This is a genomic window from Novipirellula methanifontis, assembly GCF_052161655.1.
Lineage (GTDB): Bacteria > Planctomycetota > Planctomycetia > Pirellulales > Pirellulaceae > Novipirellula.
Genome location: NZ_CP197418.1, coordinates 1,437,521 through 1,462,136, shown reverse-complemented (window position 1 = coordinate 1,462,136; position 24,616 = coordinate 1,437,521). Strand labels below are relative to the sequence as shown.

The 24,616-nt window shown below is 55.1% G+C and carries 16 protein-coding genes; 5 read left to right on the top strand and 11 right to left on the bottom strand.

Annotation, left to right across the window (positions count from 1 at the left end; genetic code table 11):
* Positions 1-52: 52 nt before the first annotated feature.
* The 6 genes from SH528x_RS05100 to SH528x_RS05075 form a co-directional block, all read right to left on the bottom strand.
* Positions 53-310 carry a hypothetical protein gene (locus SH528x_RS05100; protein ID WP_442509448.1) on the bottom strand — a complete coding sequence of 86 codons (258 nt, stop codon included), beginning with the start codon at positions 308-310 and terminating at the stop codon, positions 53-55.
* On the bottom strand, positions 310-1,857 hold the full coding sequence (locus tag SH528x_RS05095) for a HEAT repeat domain-containing protein (RefSeq protein WP_442509447.1): 1,548 nt from the start codon (positions 1,855-1,857) through the stop codon (positions 310-312). The genes SH528x_RS05100 and SH528x_RS05095 overlap by 1 nt, the downstream gene beginning before the upstream one ends.
* A 43-nt stretch (positions 1,858-1,900) precedes the next feature.
* Positions 1,901-3,361: a DUF1501 domain-containing protein gene (locus SH528x_RS05090; RefSeq protein ID WP_442512080.1), complete on the bottom strand. Its 1,461-nt coding sequence runs from the start codon at positions 3,359-3,361 to the stop codon at positions 1,901-1,903.
* 79 nt (positions 3,362-3,440) lie between these two features.
* A complete protein-coding gene (locus SH528x_RS05085; RefSeq protein WP_442509446.1) occupies positions 3,441-6,947 on the bottom strand; it encodes a DUF1553 domain-containing protein in 3,507 nt (1,168 codons plus the stop codon).
* 221 nt (positions 6,948-7,168) lie between these two features.
* A complete protein-coding gene (locus SH528x_RS05080; RefSeq protein ID WP_442509445.1) occupies positions 7,169-11,044 on the bottom strand; it encodes a hydantoinase B/oxoprolinase family protein in 3,876 nt (1,291 codons plus the stop codon).
* Positions 11,041-12,201 carry a hypothetical protein gene (locus SH528x_RS05075; RefSeq protein WP_442509444.1) on the bottom strand — a complete coding sequence of 387 codons (1,161 nt, stop codon included), beginning with the start codon at positions 12,199-12,201 and terminating at the stop codon, positions 11,041-11,043. The genes SH528x_RS05080 and SH528x_RS05075 overlap by 4 nt, the downstream gene beginning before the upstream one ends.
* A 301-nt stretch (positions 12,202-12,502) precedes the next feature.
* Between SH528x_RS05075 and SH528x_RS05070 the strand changes: the two genes are divergently transcribed.
* Together SH528x_RS05070 and SH528x_RS05065 are read left to right on the top strand one after the other, a co-directional pair.
* Entirely contained in the window at positions 12,503-14,548 is a 2,046-nt protein-coding gene (locus SH528x_RS05070) for an ATP-dependent DNA helicase (protein ID WP_442509443.1), read from the top strand.
* A gap of 435 nt (positions 14,549-14,983) precedes the next feature.
* The gene (locus SH528x_RS05065) at positions 14,984-15,952 is read left to right on the top strand and encodes an IS110 family transposase (RefSeq protein ID WP_442509442.1); all 969 of its coding nucleotides are present in this window, start codon (positions 14,984-14,986) and stop codon (positions 15,950-15,952) included.
* 423 nt (positions 15,953-16,375) lie between these two features.
* On the opposite strand, the gene SH528x_RS05060 is transcribed toward SH528x_RS05065, so the two are convergent.
* The 3 genes from SH528x_RS05060 to SH528x_RS05050 are packed head-to-tail and all read right to left on the bottom strand — an operon-like array spanning position 16,376 to position 19,021.
* Complete coding sequence (locus SH528x_RS05060; protein ID WP_442509441.1) at positions 16,376-17,104, bottom strand: PH domain-containing protein; 729 nt, start codon at positions 17,102-17,104, stop codon at positions 16,376-16,378.
* Positions 17,101-17,628 (bottom strand): PH domain-containing protein, encoded by a 528-nt coding sequence (locus SH528x_RS05055; protein WP_442509440.1) that lies wholly within the window; start codon positions 17,626-17,628, stop codon positions 17,101-17,103. Before SH528x_RS05055 ends, SH528x_RS05060 begins: the two co-directional genes overlap by 4 nt.
* 16 nt (positions 17,629-17,644) lie before the next feature.
* The gene (locus SH528x_RS05050) at positions 17,645-19,021 is read right to left on the bottom strand and encodes a M14-type cytosolic carboxypeptidase (RefSeq protein WP_442509439.1); all 1,377 of its coding nucleotides are present in this window, start codon (positions 19,019-19,021) and stop codon (positions 17,645-17,647) included.
* Positions 19,022-19,372: 351 nt separating this feature from the next.
* Here SH528x_RS05050 and SH528x_RS05045 point away from each other — a divergent pair, with 351 nt between their 5' ends.
* Both SH528x_RS05045 and SH528x_RS05040 read left to right on the top strand, forming a co-directional pair.
* Positions 19,373-20,518 carry an alpha/beta hydrolase family protein gene (locus tag SH528x_RS05045; protein WP_442509438.1) on the top strand — a complete coding sequence of 382 codons (1,146 nt, stop codon included), beginning with the start codon at positions 19,373-19,375 and terminating at the stop codon, positions 20,516-20,518.
* A gap of 227 nt (positions 20,519-20,745) precedes the next feature.
* Entirely contained in the window at positions 20,746-21,978 is a 1,233-nt protein-coding gene (locus SH528x_RS05040; RefSeq protein WP_442509437.1) for a glucuronyl esterase domain-containing protein, read from the top strand.
* A gap of 48 nt (positions 21,979-22,026) precedes the next feature.
* Here SH528x_RS05040 and SH528x_RS05035 read toward each other — a convergent pair whose 3' ends face one another.
* Positions 22,027-22,509 carry a DUF1569 domain-containing protein gene (locus tag SH528x_RS05035; RefSeq protein WP_442509436.1) on the bottom strand — a complete coding sequence of 161 codons (483 nt, stop codon included), beginning with the start codon at positions 22,507-22,509 and terminating at the stop codon, positions 22,027-22,029.
* Positions 22,506-23,591 carry an NAD(P)-dependent alcohol dehydrogenase gene (locus tag SH528x_RS05030; RefSeq protein WP_442509435.1) on the bottom strand — a complete coding sequence of 362 codons (1,086 nt, stop codon included), beginning with the start codon at positions 23,589-23,591 and terminating at the stop codon, positions 22,506-22,508. The genes SH528x_RS05035 and SH528x_RS05030 overlap by 4 nt, the downstream gene beginning before the upstream one ends.
* A gap of 333 nt (positions 23,592-23,924) precedes the next feature.
* On the opposite strand from SH528x_RS05030, the gene SH528x_RS05025 reads away from it, so the two are divergent.
* Positions 23,925-24,608, top strand: a complete 684-nt coding sequence (locus SH528x_RS05025) for a TetR/AcrR family transcriptional regulator (RefSeq protein ID WP_442509434.1) — start codon at positions 23,925-23,927, stop codon at positions 24,606-24,608.
* The last annotated feature ends 8 nt before the right edge of the window (positions 24,609-24,616 follow it).

Below are 24,616 nucleotides of genomic sequence, written 5' to 3'. Positions count from 1 at the left end.
GAGAAAACGATGTCAATCGATGACGGGGACGAATTAGGGAACAGCCAACGCTTTATTCTAACCTGTCCGAGCCGACGGAATCATCCTTAAGTGCCTCATCGGCGCGCCGAATCACGTCACAAAACTCCTGCATTGCCGACGAGAGCCGACTGAGACTTGGTCCCAGTGTAGTCAGATGCTGCTGTTCAAACTTGCGACACCGGTCATCGAGCCAATCCTCGCGAACATCGCTCCAAAGTCGCGAAAACTCAGTAAAATCCCGTTTAATTCGGTTTTCCGCGTCCTGGACCGGCCCCAATTTGATTGCCATCACATCTCCGACGAAGGATTAAAAGTTCGCAGCATCTTACGCCCTTTATACAGATTAAAGACGTCCCCGGGCGACAATGGCCGCGTTCGGCCTGCGACGGCCTGGTCGATCGTTTCCAAGCCATCCGTCACGACGACACAGTCGGTCGAGTCGCGAACGGCGGTGAATACGCCCGCTTGCTCGTCCAGGAAAAAGCCGAGCAAGGCAGGTTTGATCTCTTCGTATTCTAACGACTCGAGATGCTTGACGTAGTCCTTCATGGCACGCTGCTGAACCGCGTTGAAATGCTCGGCCGCGATCGCAAATATCTCAGGATGCTCGGCATGCCAGCCCGCATAGATTGCATAAATATCGTCAATCGGCAGATCGGCAACATCGGTGGAAAAGGCAAACGTGACCGGCCCTGTGATGCCAACGTTACTGTATTTTTGTTCGCCAAAGCTGTATTCAAAACGCACTAAATGCACATCGACGCGATCGGTAAAACTCGGCCACAACATCCGCCGCGAATCGATGACTTCCAATGATGTCGGTGGCACGCCCATCTGCTGAGGCTGAGTCAACCACAACGACATTTCGGCCTCTGCGGTCGCGATTTCGGAGCGTAGTTCCGGATCGACTTGATCACCAAAGCCAAGTTCATCCGCGTATGCAATCGCCCGCAAGCGTGCTGCAGGATCCTTCGTCAGTTCCAACAGTCGCTTGATTCCAAGGTCATCCTTCAATCGAGCCAGCGCTCCGGCAGCTTCACACTGTACACGACGATGCTTCAATTCGACGGTTTGGTTCAACTTTCCAATCGACGACTCATCGCCAATCAAGCTGATCGCATCACACAGCGAAACCGCAAGCGATACGGCTTCGCCCAATGTCGCTTGCACGGTTTCCACATCGTCACCAAACGCACGCGGATCTTCTTCGAATCGTCCCAACCGGCCACTAACTTCGCCCAGCAATAGATTCAGCATCGGCAGATTGTCGGCTGCCGGATGGGGCTGGACATTGCGTTGTCGCACCAAAAAGTTAGCAAGATCAAGCGTCGGTGCGGCAAGCGATGGGTACTGCAAACATTGCAGCAAGCGTGGGAATACGATTCCGATTTTCCATTGACGATTTTGCATCAATGGACTGATCGCCTGAGCCGCGTCCATCCATTTTTGTGGCGGCGATTGCTCAAGCCGGTCCATCAGCACCGCAAGCGATTCATCGGACTGGATCATCGCTAACAAATGCAACAACAAATGTCGGTTGGGCGTCGCCTCAGGCAAATTTTTATCGAGACGTCGCACGTGCTCTGGATCCACCTTGGCAAAGGATTCTCCTTGGCTCTCTGCGGCCGAACGCATCACACGGCCGTGCACCACATGCAACAAACCGCCCAGAATAGCGGGGTCCGAACGACGCACCAGATCGTCTTGCTCGCTCAGTTGCGAGATCAGATCGGCACCGTCCAGCGATTCATTTTCGGCAAGTTCTCTTAATCGCCAACCCGCCGCAACGGGATCCGCGGAAGGGCCCAGCAGGGCAATCAGTGTTTCGTTTTGCAAAGTAGATCGTATTTTTGAGAGTTCTCGACAGTGGGCGAGCCGATCAACTCAAGATCTCACTCACCACTCGGGTTTCTTCTACCCCTGTTAAACGTTGATCAAGACCGAGAAATGGATACGTAAAACGCTGATCATCAATCCCCATCAGATGTAAGATTGTGGCGTTCAGGTCATGAATGTGCACGGGGTCTTTGACCACGTTGTAGCTAAATTCGTCGGTTTCGCCATGCACCACCCCTCCTTGGACCCCGCCGCCGGCCAACCAAACGGTAAAGCATTTGGGATGATGGTCGCGGCCATAGTTGGTTTTCGATAATCCGCCTTGGCAATAAACAGTACGGCCAAATTCGCCGCCCCAAACCACCAACGTATCGTCAAGCATCCCCCGTTGCCGCAAATCGGTTAGCAATGCCGCCGAAGGTTGATCAACGTCGCGACATTGATTGGGTAGATCCTTGGGGAGCGACCCGTGCTGGTCCCAGCCGCGATGAAAAATTTGTGTAAATCGAACCCCACGCTCCGCCATCCGCCGTGACATCAAACAACAATTGGCAAACGTTCCCGGCGTCGTCACATCGGGACCATACATATCGAGAATGTATTTTGGTTCGTCGCTGATGTCTGCCAAATCGGGCACACTGGTCTGCATCCGGAACGCCATCTCGTACTGAGCGATACGGGCATGCGTTTCCGGATCGCCCAGTCGGTCTGCGGTCGCTGTGTTCAATCGCGACAGCGAATCAAGCATCCGGCGACGCACCGCAGGGTCAACGCCTGCGGGATTGGACAAATACAGCACCGGATCGCCGCTGCTGCGTAATGCCACGCCTTGATATTTACTTGGCAAATACCCGCTTCCCCACAACCGGTTGTAAAGAGCTTGGGCTTCCTTGCGGCCGGTCCACGACGCTGTCATCACAACAAACGCGGGCAAATTCTCGTTCTCGGTTCCTAAACCGTAGCTCAGCCAAGATCCGAGACTCGCTTTACCGGGCAATTGGTTGCCAGTACAGATGTACGTAATCGCGGGGTCATGATTGATCGCCTCGGTGTACATCGATTTGATTAAGGCAATATCGTCGACTTTGCTGGCCATGTGAGGAATCAGCTCACTCGCCATCGTTCCCCCGGCTCCATGCGGCGAAAACTTGTAGATACTCGGTGCGATGGGAAAACGCGATTGACCGCTCGTCATCGTGGTCAGCCGCTGGCCTTTTCGAATTGTTTCCGGCAAGTCCTTGTCGTACCAATCGGCCATCGCCGGTTTGTGATCCCACATATCCATCTGGCTCGGTGCTCCGGACATGAACAAATAGATCGCCCGCCGGGCCTTGGGTTCATGATGAGGCAAGCTTGGCAACCCACCGATCGCGCCCTTTTGGGCAACCGAGGCGGGTGCCGCCGCTGCGTCCAGCGACGCAAGTGCCGCCGCGCCGATCCCAGCCGACGAGCGAGAGAAAAACGAGCGCCGCGTCATCTGCTCAAAATCAAAATTCGTTTGCATCATCTTTCTCAAGTTTCGTTTTTGCTTATTCGACTATGGGTTGAGGTCACGTTAAAAATCGGAGCGAAACCAATAATCCCTATTTGTTCAAAACTTCGTCGAGGTTCATTAGCGTGCTACAAACTATGGTCCAGGCGGCGGTTTCCGCCGATGACGTGCCCACCAATTTCTCTGCTGATTGAGGCTGCGAAGCGTAGTGCAACACCAAATCGTTGACCAATGCGGTCAACTCGCTTGTTTCCGCCGCCGAAGCGGGACGCATTGTCACTCGCTCGAATACCCACTGGATCTTCTCTTCGGCGGTTTGCAGATCGGATCGCTCTGTGACTTGACGCCCCAATTGTTTCGCGGCTTCGAGAAACTGAGTCTCGTTCATCAACAACAGTGCTTGCAGTGGTGTATTGGTCCGCTCGCGACGAGCAATACACGACTCGCGACTCGGTGCATCAAAGGTCGACAATTGCGGCGGTGCACTGGTCCGTTTCCAAAACGTATAGACGCTCCGTCGATAGATTTTATCACCTTCATCAGCTTTGAAGCGAACCGTGTTGCTTCCGGAATACCCCACCGCCAACCAAAGCCCATCGGGTTGCGGCGGTTTCACACTGGGGCCTCCCAACTTGTCCACCAACAATCCCGATACCGCCAATGCTTGGTCACGCAACATCTCGCCATCGAGTCGGAATCGAGGGCCGCGAGCCAGCAAACGGTTGCGAGGATCCGCCTGTAATTGGATCGGCTCGGCTTTCGCCGATCGCTGATAGGTATCACTCATCACGATCGATTTCATCAATCGTTTGATGTCCCATCCCTGCTCTCGAAAATCGACGGCCAACCAATCGAGCAGCTCGGGGTGACTCGGCTGTTCGCCTTGACTACCAAAATCTTCGCTGGTCTTCACCAGCCCTGTGCCAAACACTTGTTGCCAGAACCGATTTACCGCGACGCGTGAGGTCAACGGATGCTCTGCGGACAACAACCACTTTGCTAACCCTAATCGATCGTTGGGATCCGATTCATTCATTGCAGGTAAAAACGCAGGTGTCGTACGAGAAACCGCGGGGCCAGGTTGTTCGTAGTCGCCTCGCAACAAGATATGAGCTTGGCGGGGTTTCTCGAGTTCCTTCCAAACCAAGGTGGTGGGAAATTCGCTTTCAACTTTTTCCTTGGCCGCCGCAATCCCCTTGTCTTGATCGACAAGCACTTGCCAATCGGGGTGAGTGCAGTAGACGCTGCGATAATACGTACGAAGTGCTTCGCGATCCGCATCCGACCGCTCGGCTGCAGGCGTTTCCAATAATTTGGCGAGCGACGAGGACACCTCCACGATCGGCGAGCGATAGGCATAGGAGATCAGCGACGGTCCATCATGGTTGACGACCTTGATATACAGATCGTTGTCCCCTTGCTTCAGATCCAACTCGATCTCTTTACCCAGCGGATCGATGTCTTGCGTCCCTTGCGAGATGGCGATCTGCTTGCCATTGAGATAGACGACATGTCCGTCACTGGTCCCCAGCAACAACGTCGTTTTCTGAGCGACGGCCGACGTCACGGTTTGGTGCAGCAAATTCACGCTGCCGTGGTCCGGTACGGTATCAAGCGAGTTCACGCGGACTTCGGGAACGTCGTCGCGAAGTTGCCATTCGTATTGATTCCCTTCGTACGTAAATGTCTGTTTCGCATCAAACGCAGCCGCTTGCGAAGCAAACGATTGTTCGTAACTCAGTTCGGTTGTGGCGACGGCAAAGGGGCCGACGCTATGCAGCGGGCCTCGTTGGATCTGCTTTGACTCGGGGGCCGCCGGCATCGTCTCGGACAACGACAAACGAACCGTGCGGAATTGGTGCTGCGAAAATTGTGATTGGTACTGCAACTTCACCCGCAGCTTCGCATCGGCCGTTTCGGTGAACAGCGTGCCGAGGTCCAACCAAGCGGTTCGGCCGCCGGTTTGCTCGTGTCCCGCAGCTGCCCAGCCTTCGTTAGGCTTAATTTTGCCATCAATCGCATAGGTCACCGCAAAGGCCCCGTTGGATTGTTCGATGTCGGCAATCGCACTGCGGATCGGAACGGGCATCCAGTTTTCGGGATCGTCGCCGTGTTGCATCTCCAACACAATTTCGGACAGCACCACATTGCCATTGGATGACAATCCGACTCGTTCGTCGGGCGAATTGACCAGAGCTTCCAATCGCAGCGATTTCCAAGGCGTGTTGGCGGGCAACGGGGTGAGGATCGTCGTGGTGTCTTTAGCAGCCACTTTGCCGACAACTTCCACGGCATGGTCGTCGCGAACTTTCATTTCCACTTTGGCGTCCGACATAACAGACTCGGGTGTCAACACTGTCCACTCGGGCAGATCGTTGCTGCCGAGGCCGCGTTCCCAAACGAGTTGAGCTTGATCGACGGTCTCAATCGGTCCGTCCATCTGCTCGCGGATTTCGCGGAGTGCTTCATCGAACTCAGTAATTTCCTTTAACTGCTCGTCCGTGGGGACTTTAATCGACGGCGCCGAATCTTTGACGTTACCGTCCATCGCCTTGCCATCCAAGCTGTTGAAGAAAGCGGACAGCGAGTAATAGTCGGTCGTGGTGATCGGATCAAACTTGTGGTCATGGCACACACTGCAACCAGTCGTCAGCCCCAAGAAGACCGTGCCAAACGCATCGGTGCGATCGATCACGTTGCGAGCAAATACTTCTTCGACAATCGAGCCACCTTCGTTTGTGGTCACGTTCAAGCGATTAAAACCGCTGGCAATCTTTTGCGAGTCCGTGGCATCGGGAAGCAAGTCACCAGCCAATTGTTCGGTGATAAATTGATCCATCGACATGTTGCTGTTGAATGCGTTGATCACCCAATCTCGGTACAGCCACATTTCGCGAAAATTGTCCAAGTGCAATCCGTGCGTATCGCCGTACCGCACCAAGTCCAACCAATATCGGCTCATGTGTTCGCCGTAATGATGCGATGCGAGCAGGCGGTCGACCAAATGCTCGACGGCATCGGGGGACGTGTCATTGAGGAAGGATTCCGCATCTCGCTCGGACGGAGGCAATCCGGTCAGATCAAAACAAATCCGTCGCAGCAGAGTTCGCCGATCCGCGGGCCCATTAGCCTTCAACCCGACCTGTTCCAACTCGGCGTTGATAAACGCATCGATCGCTGTGGTTGCCGAACGGATCTCGACACCGTCAACCGTGGTTTTCTGAGGAGCCTGGAACGCCCAGTGATCGCTATACACAGCTCCTTGAGCAACCCATTGCTTGAGCGTTTCGATTTGTTCGGGGCTGAGCGGTTTCCCGAACTTCGGCGGCGGCATCAGCATGTCGGCGTCATCGGACAGAATCCGCGCGATCAATTCGCTATCGTCGAGCTCACCGGGCTGGACCGCTCCCAACACGCCGTCGGACGTATCCAGACGCAAATCGGCTTCGCGATGCTGTTCGTCTGGCCCATGACACGCGAAACAGTGGTCGGACAAAATCGGACGCACATCCCGGCCAAATTCGATGGTCTTGGAAAAAGCCACTGGCGCGAGCGAAAGGACGAGCCCAAAACAGACAGCGATTCGAGCAAGAATCATGGATGGCTTTCCTGGCAAGGGAGGGATCCGAACAAGTGCAAAGAACGTCAATTCAAGAGGGGGGGATCGACGCGGAGCATAGGTGGGCGTGGGCTCCATTATAACGTCCACGGCAGCAGACAAAAAGCAAAAGCCGTTCGTAAGCCCCTCACCCAACGTGTTATCGCCGGATAATGCTGCTCAAACCTTACTATCGAATCACTCCACCGCGGGATCAAACGCTAGCGATTCTCGGATCCACCGTCTTTGCGATGCCCCCAACCGCCGCCGCCGGGGGTCTCGATGATCAAACGATCGCCCGCATCAACCGGGATCGAAATGGCCCAAGGCAGCGGTTCCGATTTCCCGGCTCGAATCAATGTGTTTTTGCCTACTGCAGCGTCATCGCCTCCGGCCGCACCGTACGGAGGACGCGTTCGTCGACCGGTGATCAACGACAGAGTCAGCGGTTTGAGAAATTCGAACTCGCGAATCATGCCGTCGCCACCGCGATGAACTCCCGCCCCCCCGCTGCCACGGCGAATCGCAAACCGGTGCAATCGTAGCGGCAACCGACTCTCCATCACCTCGGGGTCCGTAATCCGAGTGTTGGTCATGTGGGTGTGGACCGCATCGGCACCGTCGTGATCGGCAGTCGCGCCCGATCCGCCCCCAATGGTTTCGTAAAAACCGAACGTAGCATCCCCGATCAAAACGTTGTTCATCGTGCCTTGCGAAGCGGCCGCGACGCCCAGCGCCCCCAACAACACATCGACCACCCGCTGGCTCGTTTCCACATTCCCCGCAACGACCGCCGCACATTTAGCGGGATCATCATCGGCCGGTGGATTTAATAATCCAGTGGGAATCACTAGATCGATATCGCGAAGCACTCCGTCACAGAGCGGCAAATTGGATCCCGAAACCATCCGCACCACATACAACACCACTGCCGTGACAATCGCCTTGGTGGCGTTAAAGCCAAACGGATGCACAGCCGCGGTGCCAGTGAAATCAATCTTTAAGCGGTCGTCCAAACGATGCAGCGTGACCGCGATCACGGTGCCATCATCCAACGAATCGGTAAACGACATCGGCTCCTTAGGAAGCGTGCGAATCCAGCTTTGTGCGGTATCGCCAGCCACCTGCAACAATCGCTGCATGTAGTAATCAATCTGTGACACCGAATAAGTTTGCGACATCTCGATCAACGCACGAACGCCATCTTCGCCCGCCGCACGTTGGGCCGCTAAATCAGCTAGATTCTCTTCGGCGTTCCGGGAGGGATAGCGGCCGCTGTTGAGTAACGTCCTTAATCCATCGTCAAAATGAACGCCGCCGCGAACCATCGCAAAGTCACGAATCAGCACTCCCTCTTCGGCCAACGAAGTCGCATCGGGTGGCATCGATCCCGGCGTCCGGCCGCCAATCTCGGCATGATGAGCTCGCGAGGCCACAAAGAAATCAGGCCGACCGCTTTTGACATCGCGATCACAAAAAACCGGTGTCACCGCAGTGATATCGGGCAGATGCGAGCCTCCGGAAAAGGGATCATTGCTGAGATAACAATCGCCCGCGGACATCGACGGATAGACACTCATTAAACGGCGAACCGTGTGCCCCATCGCTCCCAAGTGGACGGGGACATGGGGCGCATTGGCAATCAACGCGCCGTCGCCTCGGAACACCGCACAACTGTAGTCGCGACGCTCTTTCACATTCACGCTGACGGCGGTGCGACGCAGCACCTCGCCCATCGAATCGGCAATCCCCTGTAACCGTCGGGCCACGACTTCCAACAGCACCGCATCGTTTTCGGGAGTGGCATCGAGATCCAAGTTCGACTTGGATTCGCGACGCAATTCGATCACTCCGCCGGCTAAAACCTTGCCGCCCCAGTGGGGCTCGACCACCAAGGTCGATTCACTGCTGATGATCATCGTCGGGGTGGCGATGATGTCACCTTCACGCAGCTCGGATCGCTCGATCCGCTCACAATCGCTCCAGCGTTTTGGCTGCGTTTTCGCTGGCGTTTCAGTTGGATCCGCAACCGACTTCTTTTCCAGCGACGTTGACTGCAACAACTTGACTTCGCAGCGGATCGCGACCAATTCCAGCGGTCGACCGGGCTGTTTGTAGCCAAAGGTCTGCAAGTGCTTGTCGTTAAACTGTTTGACGAGCGAGTCGGAATTTGCAAGTGCGCTATCACCCAACTTGGCGTGATACGCAATCGGCAGCGACGACTCGGTGCCTCGATAACGAACATCACATTCAAAGGAATACTGCACCGGCACTTGATCGACATTTTCTTCGGCAATCAGCGAGTCCGCTTCGCTGCGTAACTCATCGACTATCCGCGAGATCCAGTCGGAGGATGCGTCATCCAGTGTCGCATAGACGCCCCGCGTCACGACTCGTCCAATATCCGCTAGCCCCATCCCCAGTGCGCTCAACATGCTGGCGTCGGGATGATCAATGATTTGGCTCATGTTCAGCGAGTCGGCCACGCGACAGAGATGCTGGCCCGCTGCGCCGCCGAATCCGACCAAGGTCATCTGACGCACATCGTTGCCTTCGGCCGTGCTGACGGTGCGGACCGCTTCGGCCATATGTGTGACGGCAATCTGCAAAAAACCCTCGGCGAGCGTTTCCAGACTGGGAATCTCGACCGAGTCGGGCAACCGCTTTGCCACTTCTTCGATTCGGCGTTTTGCGGCCATTTCATCCAATGGAAACGGGAACCGATCGACTGGCAATCGTTTTAGCAACAGGTTAATGTCGGTGATCGTCAGCGGCCCGCCGCGTCCATAACACGCCGGTCCTGGGTCCGCCCCGGCGCTGGCGGGCCCAACCGCCAAACGCCCACCCACGACGTCGCAAATCGATCCGCCGCCTGCGGCCACCGTGCGAATGTCCATCATCGGCGTCAACACCCGCAGCCCTGCGACACGTGACTCGTAACAACGCCCCACTTGTCCCGTGTACCGACTGACATCGGTGCTTGTTCCCCCCATGTCCAATCCGATCGCGGATGCTGAACCGATTGACTTGGCAACATACCCCAGTGCCACCACGCCGCCGGCAGGCCCCGACAAAACACTGTCGCGGCCACGAAACGTATCGCCAGCGACCAAGTTTCCACCGCTGGTCATCATCTGCAATCGACACGTATCACGGCCGCCGAATTGATCCCAAACTCGGGCAACATAACTTGCCAAAATCGGATTTAAATAAGCGTCAAGCGTCGTCGTTTCAGCGCGTGACACCAACTTGATCAACGGAGCCACCTCGCTCGATCGACTCACTTGATCCAGCCCCAACTCGCGAGCCATCCGCTCGACAACACGCTCGTGCGTATCGTTGACATGCGCATGCATCAAACAAATCGAAAGCGACTCAGTCCCCGAAGCCTTGATCTGCAATAGAGTTTCACGCAGCGACGATTCATCGAGTGGACGCAACACATTGCCCTTGGCATCGATTCGCTCTCGCACCTCGACCACGTGTTCGGTCAACGGAGCGTGCTTTTTCACGGACAAATCAAACAATTCGGGCCGATCTTGCTCGCCGATTCGCAACACATCGGCAAACCCCTCCGTCACCAACAACGTCGTGTTGGCACCGGTTCGAGTCAGCAGTGCATTGGTGCCTCGTGTGGTTCCCAGCCGAACCGCAAGAGTGGGAAGCGGATCGCTGAGTCGGCAGCCTAGCAGCAACCGGGTCGCGAGTACCGGTGCTTCCAATCTCGCATCCAACTCCAACACGAACGATCCCGAGACACTTTCGAACTCGGCCGCTGCATTTTCGTCACCATCGACCGTAATACGGTTCGCATTTGCGTCAAAACCGATGACGCTTCCGACTTCAACGGCGACTCCATCACTACGCAACCACGATGCTCGACAACCGTTCCAGAATTGATCGGGCAGCGGATGCTCGGTAGTATCGGACTCGAGTTCGAATTCGTGTTGCGATCGTTCGCATCGTCTCGCTTTGACGCGAACTTTCCCGCTGCTTAGCACTTTGACCGATCGACGCACGCCGCCAACGACAACAAAGCAATCGGTAAACGTGCCGCCGACGTCGGCCCAGACTTGGGTGATGGAATTCAAACTCAATTTTGTTGAGGTGGATAAGAGGGAGGCACGTAGGGAGCCATCGAATCTTTGGGATTGTCGATTGCTTGATTGGTTAACAACAAATATCCGACGGCAAACATCAGCATCGTTAAAGGCGTCGTCACGAATTGCCCCACGTAACATGCCGCTGAACCGGCCATCGACAACACGGTCGAAATGATCACAACCAACAGCGACGTTACCTTATTGCTCATCGTGATGTTGTAGCCCACTCGCAATGATGCCAGTGCCGATGTCTTGCCATCGCTAACAACAAAAATCCAGGGCCAAAGCAACCACTGAGCCGCGAACACAAAGACCGTTGCCATGATCATCGCCAGGATCGCAAGCCCGGCAGCGATCGCCTCGCCGCCTTGAATACTTCCCACCAACGCAATGATGACAACGACCACCAAGCTGATCAGCGCGAGACCAAACAGCAAAGCGACAAGGCCCACGGCAAAGCGAAAGACGATAACCAGCGGCGGCATCAATTGAGACAAGGGACTGGGTTGATTGCGGGCCACCGCGAGCGAGACACGAGCAAACCCAACCGTCGTGTAACAACTGAGAAAGGCGATAAACGGAAAAAACAACAAAGCCGCAATCGCCAGGACGGGACCACCATTGGGTAAAGCACCGTTGTCAATCATGCTGCCGATGACGGATAGTAGCAAAAACGGAACTCCGAAAATCATCCCTGTTGCAACCAACAGGATCAAAGCCGCCAAAATCAGCGGTGACCAACGCGCCCCAAAAATCGCCAACGTGGGCGAGACGATGTCCTCGATCGGACGCTGGACAATTTCGGTATCACCCAACCGCAACACAGGATCCGCCGAATACGACGTCGCTTGATATGGATTGACGGGTCGACCGCTCGCGGATCCCGTCGTTTCGCTTGAACTCGCGATCGGAGCCTGGAACGGATTTTCACTGCGTGCTGATTCGGGCGGCTCGCTCGGTATGGGCGGCTCGCTCGGCACAGGCGGCGTGGGCGGCACAGGATCAAGTGAGGCACCCGCCTGATCCCCCCCAGTCTCCCCAATCCTAAAGGTCGTTTCGCAGGCAGGACATTTCGCCATTCGTCCGATCGCATCGGCGGGCAATTCGAGTTCGCGGCCACACGATGGGCAGGGCTGACGATGAAGACTCATAGATCACTCGGCACAAGCGGAGACAATGCAAGCAGAAACAAAGCAAAGGGAACGGGCTCATTACAAGGGCTACCGTGTCCGGATGCAACCACGCGAGCATGATTTCCACGGTTTCGCAAGCATCTGAATCGATCGGAAATACGCTCACGCATGCCAAAGACGTGGCGGATGGGGTCGGGTAAACTAGACCGTTGACGCTCGCCCAAACTTCAAGTGACTGCTATTTTGGTGCGTCCTCTCCTTACAATCTGTCCGCCCGGCGACAACTTACACTCCTTCCTCCCCCTAGCGATTTGCCTCGTTGTCTGAGAATCTTCAATCTGAATCGATCCTAGGTGCGGACGGCAGCATTTCCCGGCGTCTGAAGAACTTTACGCCGCGACCCGAACAACTGGCGATGGCACGCGATGTGGAAAAAGCACTTCGCAATGAACAGCATCTGATCGCCGAAGCGGGTACGGGCACCGGGAAAAGCTTTGCCTATTTGGTGCCCGCGATTCTGTTTGCGACCGAACAGCAAGGGCAACCAGAAAAACCGCTGCTCGATGTCGAAGATGAAAACGCCCCCGGTCGCAAACGCCGCATTCTGATCTCAACGCACACGATCAGTCTGCAAGAGCAACTGATCAACAAAGACATCCCGCTACTGAACAGCGTCATTCCTCGCGAATTTTCCTCGGTGCTGGTCAAAGGCCGCTCTAACTATCTGTCGCTACGGCGGATGGATCGAACAGTGGCGAAGATGACTTCGCTATTGGCGAACGAAATTCAGTACGAGCAAGTTCGCGGGGTAAAAAAATGGTCGGAAGTCACCAACGATGGCTCGCTCTCGACAATACCGAATCGTCCCGACTCGTCGGTCTGGGACGAAATGAAAAGCGATACCGGCAATTGCCTGGGCCGGAAATGCCCGCACTTCAAAGACTGCTTCTATTTCAAAGCGCGTCGAAGGGCCAACAATGCGGAATTGATGGTCGTCAACCACGCAATGTTTTTTAGTGATCTGGCTCTACGGCAGCAAGGTGTCTCGCTGTTACCGGATTATGATGCCGTGATCCTGGATGAATGTCACACGATCGAAGCGGTCGCGGGCGACCATCTGGGTATCCGTCTGACCAGCGGCCAATTCGACTACCTGTTCGACAAACTGTACAACGACCGCACGCAAAAAGGGTTGCTGGTCGATAAACAATTACTGGGGCTTCAAAAGCAGCTCGAACGATGCCGTTTTGCAACCACCAATTTGTTTGCCGATATCCTCGATTGGTGGGAAAACTCGGGCACGAGCAATGGACGTGTGTTGCACCCCGGCGTGGTCGATAATCGTGCGAGCCAACCGATGGAAGCCCTCGCGAGAGCGTTGCTGGAGCAAGCCGAAGGACAGAAGGATGAATCCGAGAAAAAGGATTTTGAATCGGCTCACGATCGTATGATGGCGCTCGCCGGCGGGCTGCGGCAATGGATCAATCACGATCTTGACGGTGCGGTCTATTGGCTCGAACGCAGCGGATCGCGACGTGGACTGGACCGCGTTACATTGGCGGCGTCGCCGATCGATGTCGGCGCGACGCTTCGCGAACACCTGTTCCAAAGCAAGATGATCCGCAGCGTCGTGATGACAAGCGCGACGCTGGCGACCGGCAACGATGACAAGTTCAACTTCTATCGATCGCGAATCGGTTTGACGGGCGGTTTATCGCTCCGCGTTGGCAGCCCGTTTGATTACAAAGAGCAAGCGAAACTCGTGGTCGTCCGCGGACTGCCCGATCCCTCGAAAGAGCGTGCCGAGTTTGAAAAGGCACTTCCCGATCAGATCAAACGCTTTGTACGCCACAGCGACGGGCACGCGTTTGTGCTGTTCACCAGCTATGACTTGCTGAAACGATGTGCCACCGCCTTGACGCCTTGGCTGGCCGAAAACGAACTGCTGCTTTACAGCCAAGCGGGGACTCAGAATCGCACGCAGTTGCTGGACGCATTTCGCCGCAATCCCAAAGGAGTGCTGTTTGGCACCGACAGTTTTTGGCAGGGCGTCGATGTCCCCGGCGAAGCACTGACGAACGTCATCATCACCAAGTTGCCGTTTTCGGTGCCTGATCACCCGCTGCTGGAAGCAAAATTGGAAGCGATTCGGGCCAGCGGACGCAATCCGTTTAACGACTACCAATTACCCGAAGCAATCATCAAATTTCGGCAAGGGTTTGGACGTTTGATCCGAACTCAACAAGACAAGGGGATGGTCGTCGTGCTCGATCCTCGGTTAGAAAGCAAGCCGTACGGGCGAGCGTTCCTGCAGGCGCTGCCGGAGATGCCCGTCAAGCTGACCTCGGCCAACGCCAAGAAGTAGCGAATCGTACTTAATGGTAGTTAACAGTGCGAATCTCAAGGCCGGAGGCAAATATAAGTTACCTCTCCCAAACGCAGTTTGGGAGAGGTCGAGCAGAGCCATCAGCGATGCTCGGGTGAGGGCAGACCGAGCAAGCCAGAGGCCTGCTGCAAGCTCAGTTGCGCGGTCGGCCCTCACCCGGACGAGGCCTAAAGGGCCCGCCCGACCTCTAGTATATGATCATTGTGGTGTTTCGACCGGTTTTCGCGTCGATTCGCTGTGATGACCTTTTCGCAGTCGCTCTGCGGAAAAGTCGCTGACTCACAGATCCTATCCGACCCTTCTCGGCCCCAGGCTAGAGCGATTGGGAGCTTGATCGTGAGTCAGTTCTTTTACCCGAACGGTCGCTAGGTCGGCGTCATGCCAGACCGCATTTACTAGGCAGGGACTTTTAAGATGAGCAACGAATCTACTACAAACACTCGACACGAAACACCACTGTCGCGAACCGGTTACCAACGAGTCATCGGAGTCGATGTTGCCAAAAATAATCTCGATCTTTGTGATTCTCAAAACAAGCTTACCGGGCGAATTGATAACGACGTGAAGAGCATTCAAGCGAAATTGCTTGACCGCATTGATCCTGACAGCGCGACATTGATTCTCTGTGAATCCACCGCCAGCTATCACCTGTTGATGACTGACATGGCTCACGACAGCTCGATTGACGTCGCCATTGTCAACCCACGGCAAGTCAGAGACTTCGCCAAGGGCCATGGATGGCTTGAGAAGACCGACACGATTGATGCAGCGATGATTTGTCGATTTGGTCAGGACGTTCCGGTCCACTTGGCAGTCAGACGCAGCGAGCAACAGAAGCATCACACCGCGATGGTTCATCGTCGGGTATCGCTTCTGAAGATGCAGGCTCAAGAACGATCGCGGTTGCTACATACCACCGACAAAGAGACTCGCAAGTTGCTAAAACAGATGCTGCGCAACATCGAAAACCAGCTAAATCGCGTTGATAAACGACTCAGCGAGATCCTCAAAGAGCTGGCAAAGCAAGAGCCCAAAGTGCAGATTTTGAAGAGCCACCCCGGCGTGGGCGAGGTCACGATCAATGTGCTTCTGACTTCGCTGCCTGAGTTGGGGCAACTCAATCGCAAAGAGATTGCGAAGTTAGTTGGCGTATCGCCGATGGCTAAGCAAAGTGGCACCAAGGATGGTAAACGAATGGTGCGTGGTGGGCGTCAATCGGTCCGCTGTGCATTGTACATGGCAGCGTTATCAGCTCGGCAGTACGACGAGCGTCTGAAAGCCTTTTACACACGTCTAAGAAAGCAAGGGAAACCGTACAAGCTGGCGATGATCGCTTGCGTACGAAAGCTTCTTTCGACACTCAATCAGATGGTTCGTAATTAAGAAACGTTTGACACTTCAAAGTTCGCCGCGATGGTCTGATCAGTCCACCAACGAAATAACGGTTGAAGAGCCCCTTTCGCGTCGCCGTCACATTGGCCTGCGCCAGCATCTGAGGCCGATGTGACGGCGATGCGGAAGGGGCGGCCCCATTTTGCCGAGCCCGAACAAGCGTCGAGCCAGGGATCGAGCGAAGTATTTGGAAAAAACGGCAGCCGACCAACGACCGAAATCGCTCGTCGACTGCCTACGTACTCGAGCGTTGCCGCTCGGTACAAGGGTCCAAACATACACGTAGCCAGACTCCCATAGGAGCCCCCTATGTCCTTCGATGCTGCGCATCGAGGCGAAACATCGAATCAAAAATTTAGTTTTTTGATAAGCGACTATTGCCAAATCTTAACACGGTCGCTCCCGAGCTGAAGCTCAGGAGAGGTGACCCGCGGCAACTTCATCCCGGATCTCTCGCAGCAGGGCGAGATCGGTTGCATTCCACTGCACTGGCCGTCTACCTTCAGATGGATCCCCTAAACCGCTCGATCGGCTCGTACTTACTTTGGACATCAGCAGCTCGCGAATCTCGTTGGCATTATCCAGTCCGATCATGATGACGCGGTTCCCCACGCTCAACGAGTTCGCATCCTCGGCTGCCGAGGCACCGGCGGTCTCGACCACTAAGGTCGCGATCCCCAAGATCTGCTCAATCGGGTCGCGAGTGATCGAAACATTCTGAATATTTGCGATCGAAATCGTATGCTCGGTAATCACCCAAATCCCACGGCGAAGATGAACACCACGTTCCGATACGGCATACCAAATCGTGTCATACATCAAATGAAGTGCAATGTAAGCGATGATGTCTGGCACGATCGCAAGCGCGAGTGCGGGTAGCGCCAACACCCAAGCCCAAAATGGCGATTCCCAATAGAGCACCATCCATCCAGCCAGAATCGCGGCGTCGACCAACACCAGTGCTAACCAAAAAACGACCTTCAGATACGTCAAAAAGCGACGCGACGGATGAAACACCCGCAGCTCGCCCCGCATTGCACTCGGTAGCATCGGCGGCTTGTCGGGTACACGAAACCACTCGACCAAAATTCGCCAAATGCCGTGATAAATCCATTCGGCCGACTTGTCGACAGCGTGACTCATCGGTTCGCCTCACGCTGGCTGCGTTGCTTTCTCAATTCGTCACGAATTTCTCGCAGCAACTCGGTGCTCGCACTTTCCAAATCGGTTTCTGATTCGATCTCATCGTTCACGTCACGCATTCTTAGATACAGAAAATCTCGCAGCGGTTCAGGGTCACGAATGCCTTCGATTTTCATCGTAGCGCCCGATGCCCCCGACGCCGTTTGAATCGGCAACTTGGCCAACCCCATCCAACGTTCAATGATGTTGCGAGTGACGTGGATATCTTGCAGTCGAGCGTAGGTCAAATAGACCTCACGTCGAAAAAAGTAACCCCAGCACATCGAAACACCCTGCTCGTCAAAGCGATACTCAAGCGTTTTAAAGCGGATAAACAACGGTATAAATACAATCGGAAATCCGACGGTGGTCAGGACCGAAATGATGAAATAGTAAACCAGCAACGAATCGTCAGGCCGCGTGATCGTGGTTGCGTCGAACGGGGGCCGCAGTGCGGTGTCGCTAGGATCGAGATCACGAGACATGGGCGAATCCTCCGGTTTACTGTTTCTCGGGACGCTCGGCGAGATATTCTTGGACGGCGGCGGCAAGGTTTGCACCGACCGCTCGGTAGCCATCAGTCGTGCTGTTAGGAGAATTCCAAACCGTCTCTAAGCACAAACTAACCGTATGCGGATTTGCATTCATGCTGACCCAGTTGGAACTAATTTGCCGCCATAGCGGATGATAATTCGCCCCCGTCACCTTAGGCTTGTTGCTCATCGGAATCAACGGCTTAATCTTGCTGATCCTCGCATATGCCAAATCGATGAAACGATCACGCAGGCTAAGCATCGGCTCGGACAGCATGTCTCGCGGAAGCACATAAAAGAAACTCGCGTCGCCGGGAGCAGGATTGTGGAGATCCAAAAACACATCCATGCGACCTTCACCAACCAAGTCGCCGATTTTTCGCTGGGCCGCCATAATTTCGTTCCAATGAGGTTGGGGAGACCAGTCGCGATTGTGGTCATGTGGCACCGCATCCTTGCCGCCATTGCCGGTCGCGGTATTGTCCACATCCATGATCGGGATCAAAAATATCTCAGCATGCTGCCGCAACCAAGTCGCATTTGCGTCGTCGCTGGTCAACCATTCGCCAAAGCCCTGTGCCACCCAACTCGAACCGCTTTCCCAAGCATGCTGTCGAGCCTGGACCCAGACACCAAATCGCTTTTTCGTTTCGAGTTCTCCTTCTCGCACATACAGCATCGGTACGCCGCGACCTTCTCGCGAACGACATAACTCGGCGGCTTCGGCATGATCTGACTTTTCGGCGATCGTGCGTACGAATGCACTGGCCGTGATCGGAGTGTAGGGCGGTCCCCAAGCAACATAAACCGACGAGGCATGTGGCGTTAGCGTGTAGATCATCCGCTGGCCATCGCGTTGCCCCTCGTCCGTGTGCAGCCAAGTCTCGCCATCGATTGAGTAAGTCGCGCGAGCGGGCATCGCCCAAGAAGCCGACAATGGCTTCTGCTTCCCAACCGTAGCCGTTGATCCATGCAGCCGCAACGTGATCGTCTCGTCTGGCTTGATTCCATCAATGCGAAAGTACCACCAACAAGGCCACCCCCGCTCGGGATCGCCGCCGGGCATGAAGCTGACGCTCCGTGCCGCTTCATCGACCTCAATATCGCCAACCGACGCGCCTTCGAAATCGGACACAACCGTCAACTGTTCTGCTGCAATGCAATGGCTCGCCTGCATCGCCATCCCGAAGATTGCCAAGGCCGCGATCATCCATCGAGCGATCAACGAGCGGTTTGCTGGCGGATAGTCGCTGATCGCTCCGCGATCAGAACGATGGATCGAGGAGCGATCCACGACATTAATTGCTCCCACGTTCTTCTGGGCAGTTAGGATTCTCTTTTTCATATTGCTGGTAGGGGTAAGAGCCAGAATCGGAGGGATACCGCGGTTTGACGTGTGTCGGTCGCCACACAGCATTCTGCCACGCAGCGGTCTATAGAATACGTGATCTTTCTACCGAGATGCGACGACGCACCTAAAACAAACACTGCTTGAATTGATTACGATAGGGTTCCGCACGTCCGATGGCAGCGGGCATCGTCGCTACGCAGGCTGTTCGTTCGACTGTCCCATTTTGTGAGCCGAAATCGCTAGCGTCGGGCCGCCGCTCGGCAAAATGTTAGCAAAATGCGGCCCGCGGCTAACGCCGTCGGCTCATAAATACGGGGCAAATTAGAATACAGGAGAATTCGATTGATGAAACGAGTGACTTGCTGCGTTGGCTGTGCGATTTTGATGTTTACCCATGTCGCGACTGCGACTGACAATGACGGCATCCAAGTCGAGGCCGCACGCCGATCGCTGCCGCGTGATGTACTGCTAGAGTACCACGATGACAACGGAATCGTTCGACCAGCGAAGTCGATCGCTCAGTGGCAGCGGCGGCGAGACGAAATCGTCGCGGCAATGGAAAGCGTGATGGGGACGCTGCCCGCCGGAGATGCCTTGAGATCGGCTCCGTTGGTTCACGTCATTGAGGAAGTCGATTGTGGGTCGTATGTGCGACGCCAAATTACTTACCAAAGCGAGCCGCACTGCCAAACGCCGGCCTATCTGTGCATTCCTAAAACGTTGTTGAACGGTGACACGAAGGGGGCCGCTGTACTGTGTTTGCATCCGACCGACAGCCAGATTGGCTACGGCGTCGTCGTGGGACTCGGCGGAAAAGCGAATCGACAGTATGCGATGGAACTTGCCGAACGCGGTTTTGTGACGCTCTCACCCAGTTATCCGTTGTTAGCCAATTACCAGCCCGACTTTCAGGCTGGCGGTTGGCAAAGCGGGACGCTGAAGGCAGTCTGGGACAATCTCCGCGGGATCGATCTGCTGCAATCGTTGCTCTTCGTCGACGAGCAACAGATCGGTGCCATCGGTCATTCGCTCGGCGGACACAACTCGGTGTACACGGCCGTGTTTGACCCGCGAATCAAGGCAATAATTTCCAGCTGTGGGCTCGATTCTTACGTGGACTATTCTGAGGGTGACCCGGCGAAATGGCTGCCAGAGCAGGGGTGGACTCAGACCCGATACATGCCACGTTTACGTGATTATCGCGGACGGCTGGAAGAGATCCCGTTTGACTTTCATGAGATGATTGCCGCACTCGCCCCACGGCCTGTGTTGATTGTTGCTCCCACCGATGACAGTAATTTCCGTGCTGACAGCGTCGATCGAATTGTCGCGGCCGCCCGTCCCGTTTATCAACTGTATGGGAAAGCTGATCGGCTGCAGGTGCGTCATCCCAATTGCGCTCACGACTTCCCAGACGAGATGCGAGAACTTGCCTATCGTTTTCTGAAAACCGCTTTGAGCAGCCAAGAGAGCAACGCGATTTTCGATTAGACTCTTCGGGGCCACGAACACCTAAGCAGGTCAATATGAGTCGTTCACATAATGATCTGAGCCGACGGCGCTAGCCGCGGGCAAGTTTCCTTCAATATTGACGGGCCCGCGGCTAGCGCCGTCGGCTCACAGAAGATCGACGTTTCACCGGTAAATACCGAACGACCTGCCTACCTGCTTCACAATCAAGAACCAATACAATTTTTTGAAAGACAAGAATAAATATCATGCGAATTCGCAGTAGTCTGATTGTCGCATTAACGATTGGCATTGCCCACATCGCGATCGCACAAGAATCCAAACCAAACTATGACGAGTCCAAAATCCCCGCTTATACGTTGCCCGATCCGCTCGTCGGGATTGAGTCAGCGGCCCAGTGGCCAGCTCGCCGCGAGCAGATTCGTGACCAGTTCGCGGCGGAGATGTTCGGCAAGGTGCCGACGGACAAGCTGAATGCGATCACACTGAAAGACGCGGGAGCGCGGAAGCAAGTGTTCGGCGGCAAGGCGACGATGTGGCAGCCCGTCGTGACACTTGCAGGTCGTGATCTGCACTTGCTGGTTTTCCTGCCCACCAATTCGTCGAACGCTCCTGCTTTCTTGGCCTACAACTTCCATGGCAATCACACCGTCTTGGACGATGCCGATATTCCAGTGACGGAGAATTGGGTTCGCAGTAAACCGGGAAATCGGGCTAGCGAGCAGGATCGTGGCAGTGCTTCATCCCGCTGGGCGGTGGAGAAAATCATCGACAATGGCTTTGCCCTCGTGACGCTTTATTATGGCGATGTCGATCCCGATTTTGACGACGGCTTCAGCAATGGCGTCCATGCCGCGTTCCCCGAAAAACCGGCTGCGGACCAATGGGGCTCGATCGCGACCTGGGCGTGGGGGCTTAGCCGGGTGCTCGATTTCCTCGGCACTGTTCCCGAGATTGACGAAGAGCGAGTTGCGGTAATGGGACACTCGCGATTGGGAAAAACGTCACTGTGGGCCGGGGCAAACGACGAGCGTTTTGCGCTGGTGATCTCGAACAATTCAGGCTGCGGTGGCGCGGCGATCTCACGCCGCCGGATCGGTGAATCCGTGGCCCGTATCAATACCTCGTTCCCGCATTGGTTCTGTGACAACTTTGTCAAATACAACGACAACGAGTCGCAACTGCCCTTTGACCAACACATGCTGATTGCCCTGATGGCGCCGCGACCTGTATACGTAGCGAGTGCAGTCGAGGATACATGGGCTGATCCGCGAGGCGAATTTCTAGCGGCCAAGCACGCTACGCCGGTTTACCAGCATCTCGGTCGCGAAGGGCTGCCAGCCGCTGAAATGCCGGCGGTGGATGAACCGAGCCAAGGCAGCATCGGATACCACATCCGCTCGGGCGGACACGACGTGACTGATTTTGACTGGACTCAGTACATCAAGTTTGCCAAGCGGCACTTGATGAAAAAACAGTAGGTGGAAAGCAACGCGAACTGCTAGACTGCTGCGACAACGACAGGCATCTCACTTACCCGGATGCGGCTTTAAAAAGCGAAGATGGTGGGCTGCGTGCGTCGCATGGAGCGTTTCAAGTGCGTCGCGGTCTAGGCGGCCAAACCCAGGATGGGGCGCGTACTTGCCTTGGTGAGACTTGAATCGATCCACGCTGCGATTAAACAACAATACCTCGTCGGCATCGTCAAGTTCTGCGGGCGGAACGAAGATAGGCGATGTGGGAATTCCAATCGGGGAATTGCCTTGCATCAATCGGGGCAATAGCGCGCGTCGCATCACCGGCCGCAAGAAAGCGAACAGTGACATCCATCGCGGATAGCCATCAATGCTGGGATCTTGAACCATTCGCAGATGGCGACAAATCTGTGCCAGTGACCAATTGCCACAGCGATCATATCCCGATTGCAGCAGCGACTGTGCGTCTTCGCTCGCGGCTTCGAGATTTGCAAACTGCAAATCTCGAAGGTCGCTGGCGGTTGTTCCTTTCCTCATGCTCCGTCTCCAACACGGATGACCGTTTTTCCTATTGCATGGCCCGTTTCGACATAACGGATCGCATCTGGTGTCTCGACAAGCGGGTAGGTTCGGCCAATGACCGGGATGACCGCTGCCGATTTCAACATTGCCGCCAACACGTTTAGATCCGCGGCGTTGGGTGTCGAGAGATAGCGGCACAGCCGCTGACTCACAAACGGCGACAACAACAAGGGCTTCAGCAAACGCGATACAAAGGCGAACCCACGCGCCCCGGTACCACTGTTCAAAATCAAAGTTCCGGCCGGCTTCAGTGCGCGACGACAATCCGATAGAGAGCGGTTCTCGACGTTGTCAAAGATCAAATCGTAACGCGGACCTCCATCGGCAAAATCTTCTCGGGTGTAATCAATGACATGGTCGGCCCCGATCGAGCGGACCTGATCGACGTTGGTGGTGCTGCAGACGCCCGTTACTTCGGCACCATACGATTTTGCGATCTGCACTGCAAACGTTCCGATGCCTCCCGATGCTCCGATGATCAATACCTTTTGCCCAGACTGGATCTTGGCTACGTCACGAATCGCATGCAGCGCGGCTAGGCCTGATGTGGGAACGGCCGCTGCTTGCTCAAACGTGATCTCGCTTGGCTTCAGCACGAGCTTGTCTTCGCCGGTGCAAACAAACTCGGCACAGGCACCGCTGCACGCGCCAAACACATCATTACCGATCTGAAATCGAGTGACATCTTCGCCGACCGCCACGACGCGGCCCGCACAATCATATCCCGGGACGCCGTACTTTGGCTTGAGTAGTCCTGTCTCTATCCGCACAAGCAGCGGGGTACCCCGAACACCAAAACAGTCTCCGACGTGAACTGCTGCCGCGTGCACTCGCACCAGTACCTCACCTTTTGCAGGCACGGGCGTGGCGATTTCTCGTAACTCAAGATCGTCGGGGGTTCCGTAGCGGTCTTGGATAATTGCTTTCATGGTCTTCTGCGACAGGAACACACGATTCGCAACGCCATTGTCCGTTGCGTTTTCACCGTTGTTTTCGTCGCCAGCGGTGGGCGTCAGCTCAATTGGGGCTGCATTCATCTCATTTCCACGTTGAACGTAACAAAGGGATCACTAACCCTGAAAGACTTACACTGTAAGTCTCGGCAATTCCATGTTATACTTACACCGCAAGCTGAGGCAACAGGCAAAATTTTTTTGGGAGGCGTTAACGCTAAAAAGCTTAGCTTCCCTCTAATTTTTGTGAGCCGACGGCATTAGCCGCGGGCGAGGTGAAATTCACTTAAATAGGCCCGCGGCTAGCGCCGTCGGCTCAGTTTTTTCCTCCTTGATAATTGGCTGGAATTTAAGTGTTTTGACAATGGAGTCGGCTGCTAAGTCCGACTGACGATTGGTGGAAGCGAGAAGGTATTAATGGCAAAGAAATCCAAGACAAATAGCGAAAAACTGGGCAAGAAACGCAAGGTTTCGCTGAGCAAAGAAAGCGTGTTGCAAACCGCAATTCAGTTTGCGAACCAGCATGGGATCGAGTCTCTTTCGATGCGAAAACTCGGTGAATTGCTCGGCGTCGAGGCGATGTCGCTGTACAACCACGTGTCCAGCAAGGATGCGATTCTCGACGGAATCGTCGACATTGTGGCTGGCGAAATCGAACTTCCGGTGCTCGATGGCGACTGGAAAAATTCAATGCGTCGCCGTGCCATCTCAGCCCACGACGTCCTAATGCGTCACCCTTGGGCGACAATGCTGATCGTGTCACGTCCAAATGTCGGTCCTGCGATGCTGCGTTACGTGGACGTCACGATCGGATGCCTTGTGCAGGCAGGTTTTTCGTATCCGCTCGCCGACCACGCCTGGAACGCCATCGACAGTTACGTTTACGGGTTCACACTGCAGAAGCTGAATTTTCCGTTCCAGCCCGAGGAGTATGCCGAAGTCGCCAAAGCTTACCTTCCACAGATTCCTGCCGAAGAATACCCGTACCTGAACGGGATGTCGCAACAAGTGATCGCGGGGCACCATGATGGCTTGCACGAATTGCAATTCGGCCTGGACTTGATCCTGGATGGATTAGAGCGATTGCAGAGCAGTCAATAACCATCTTA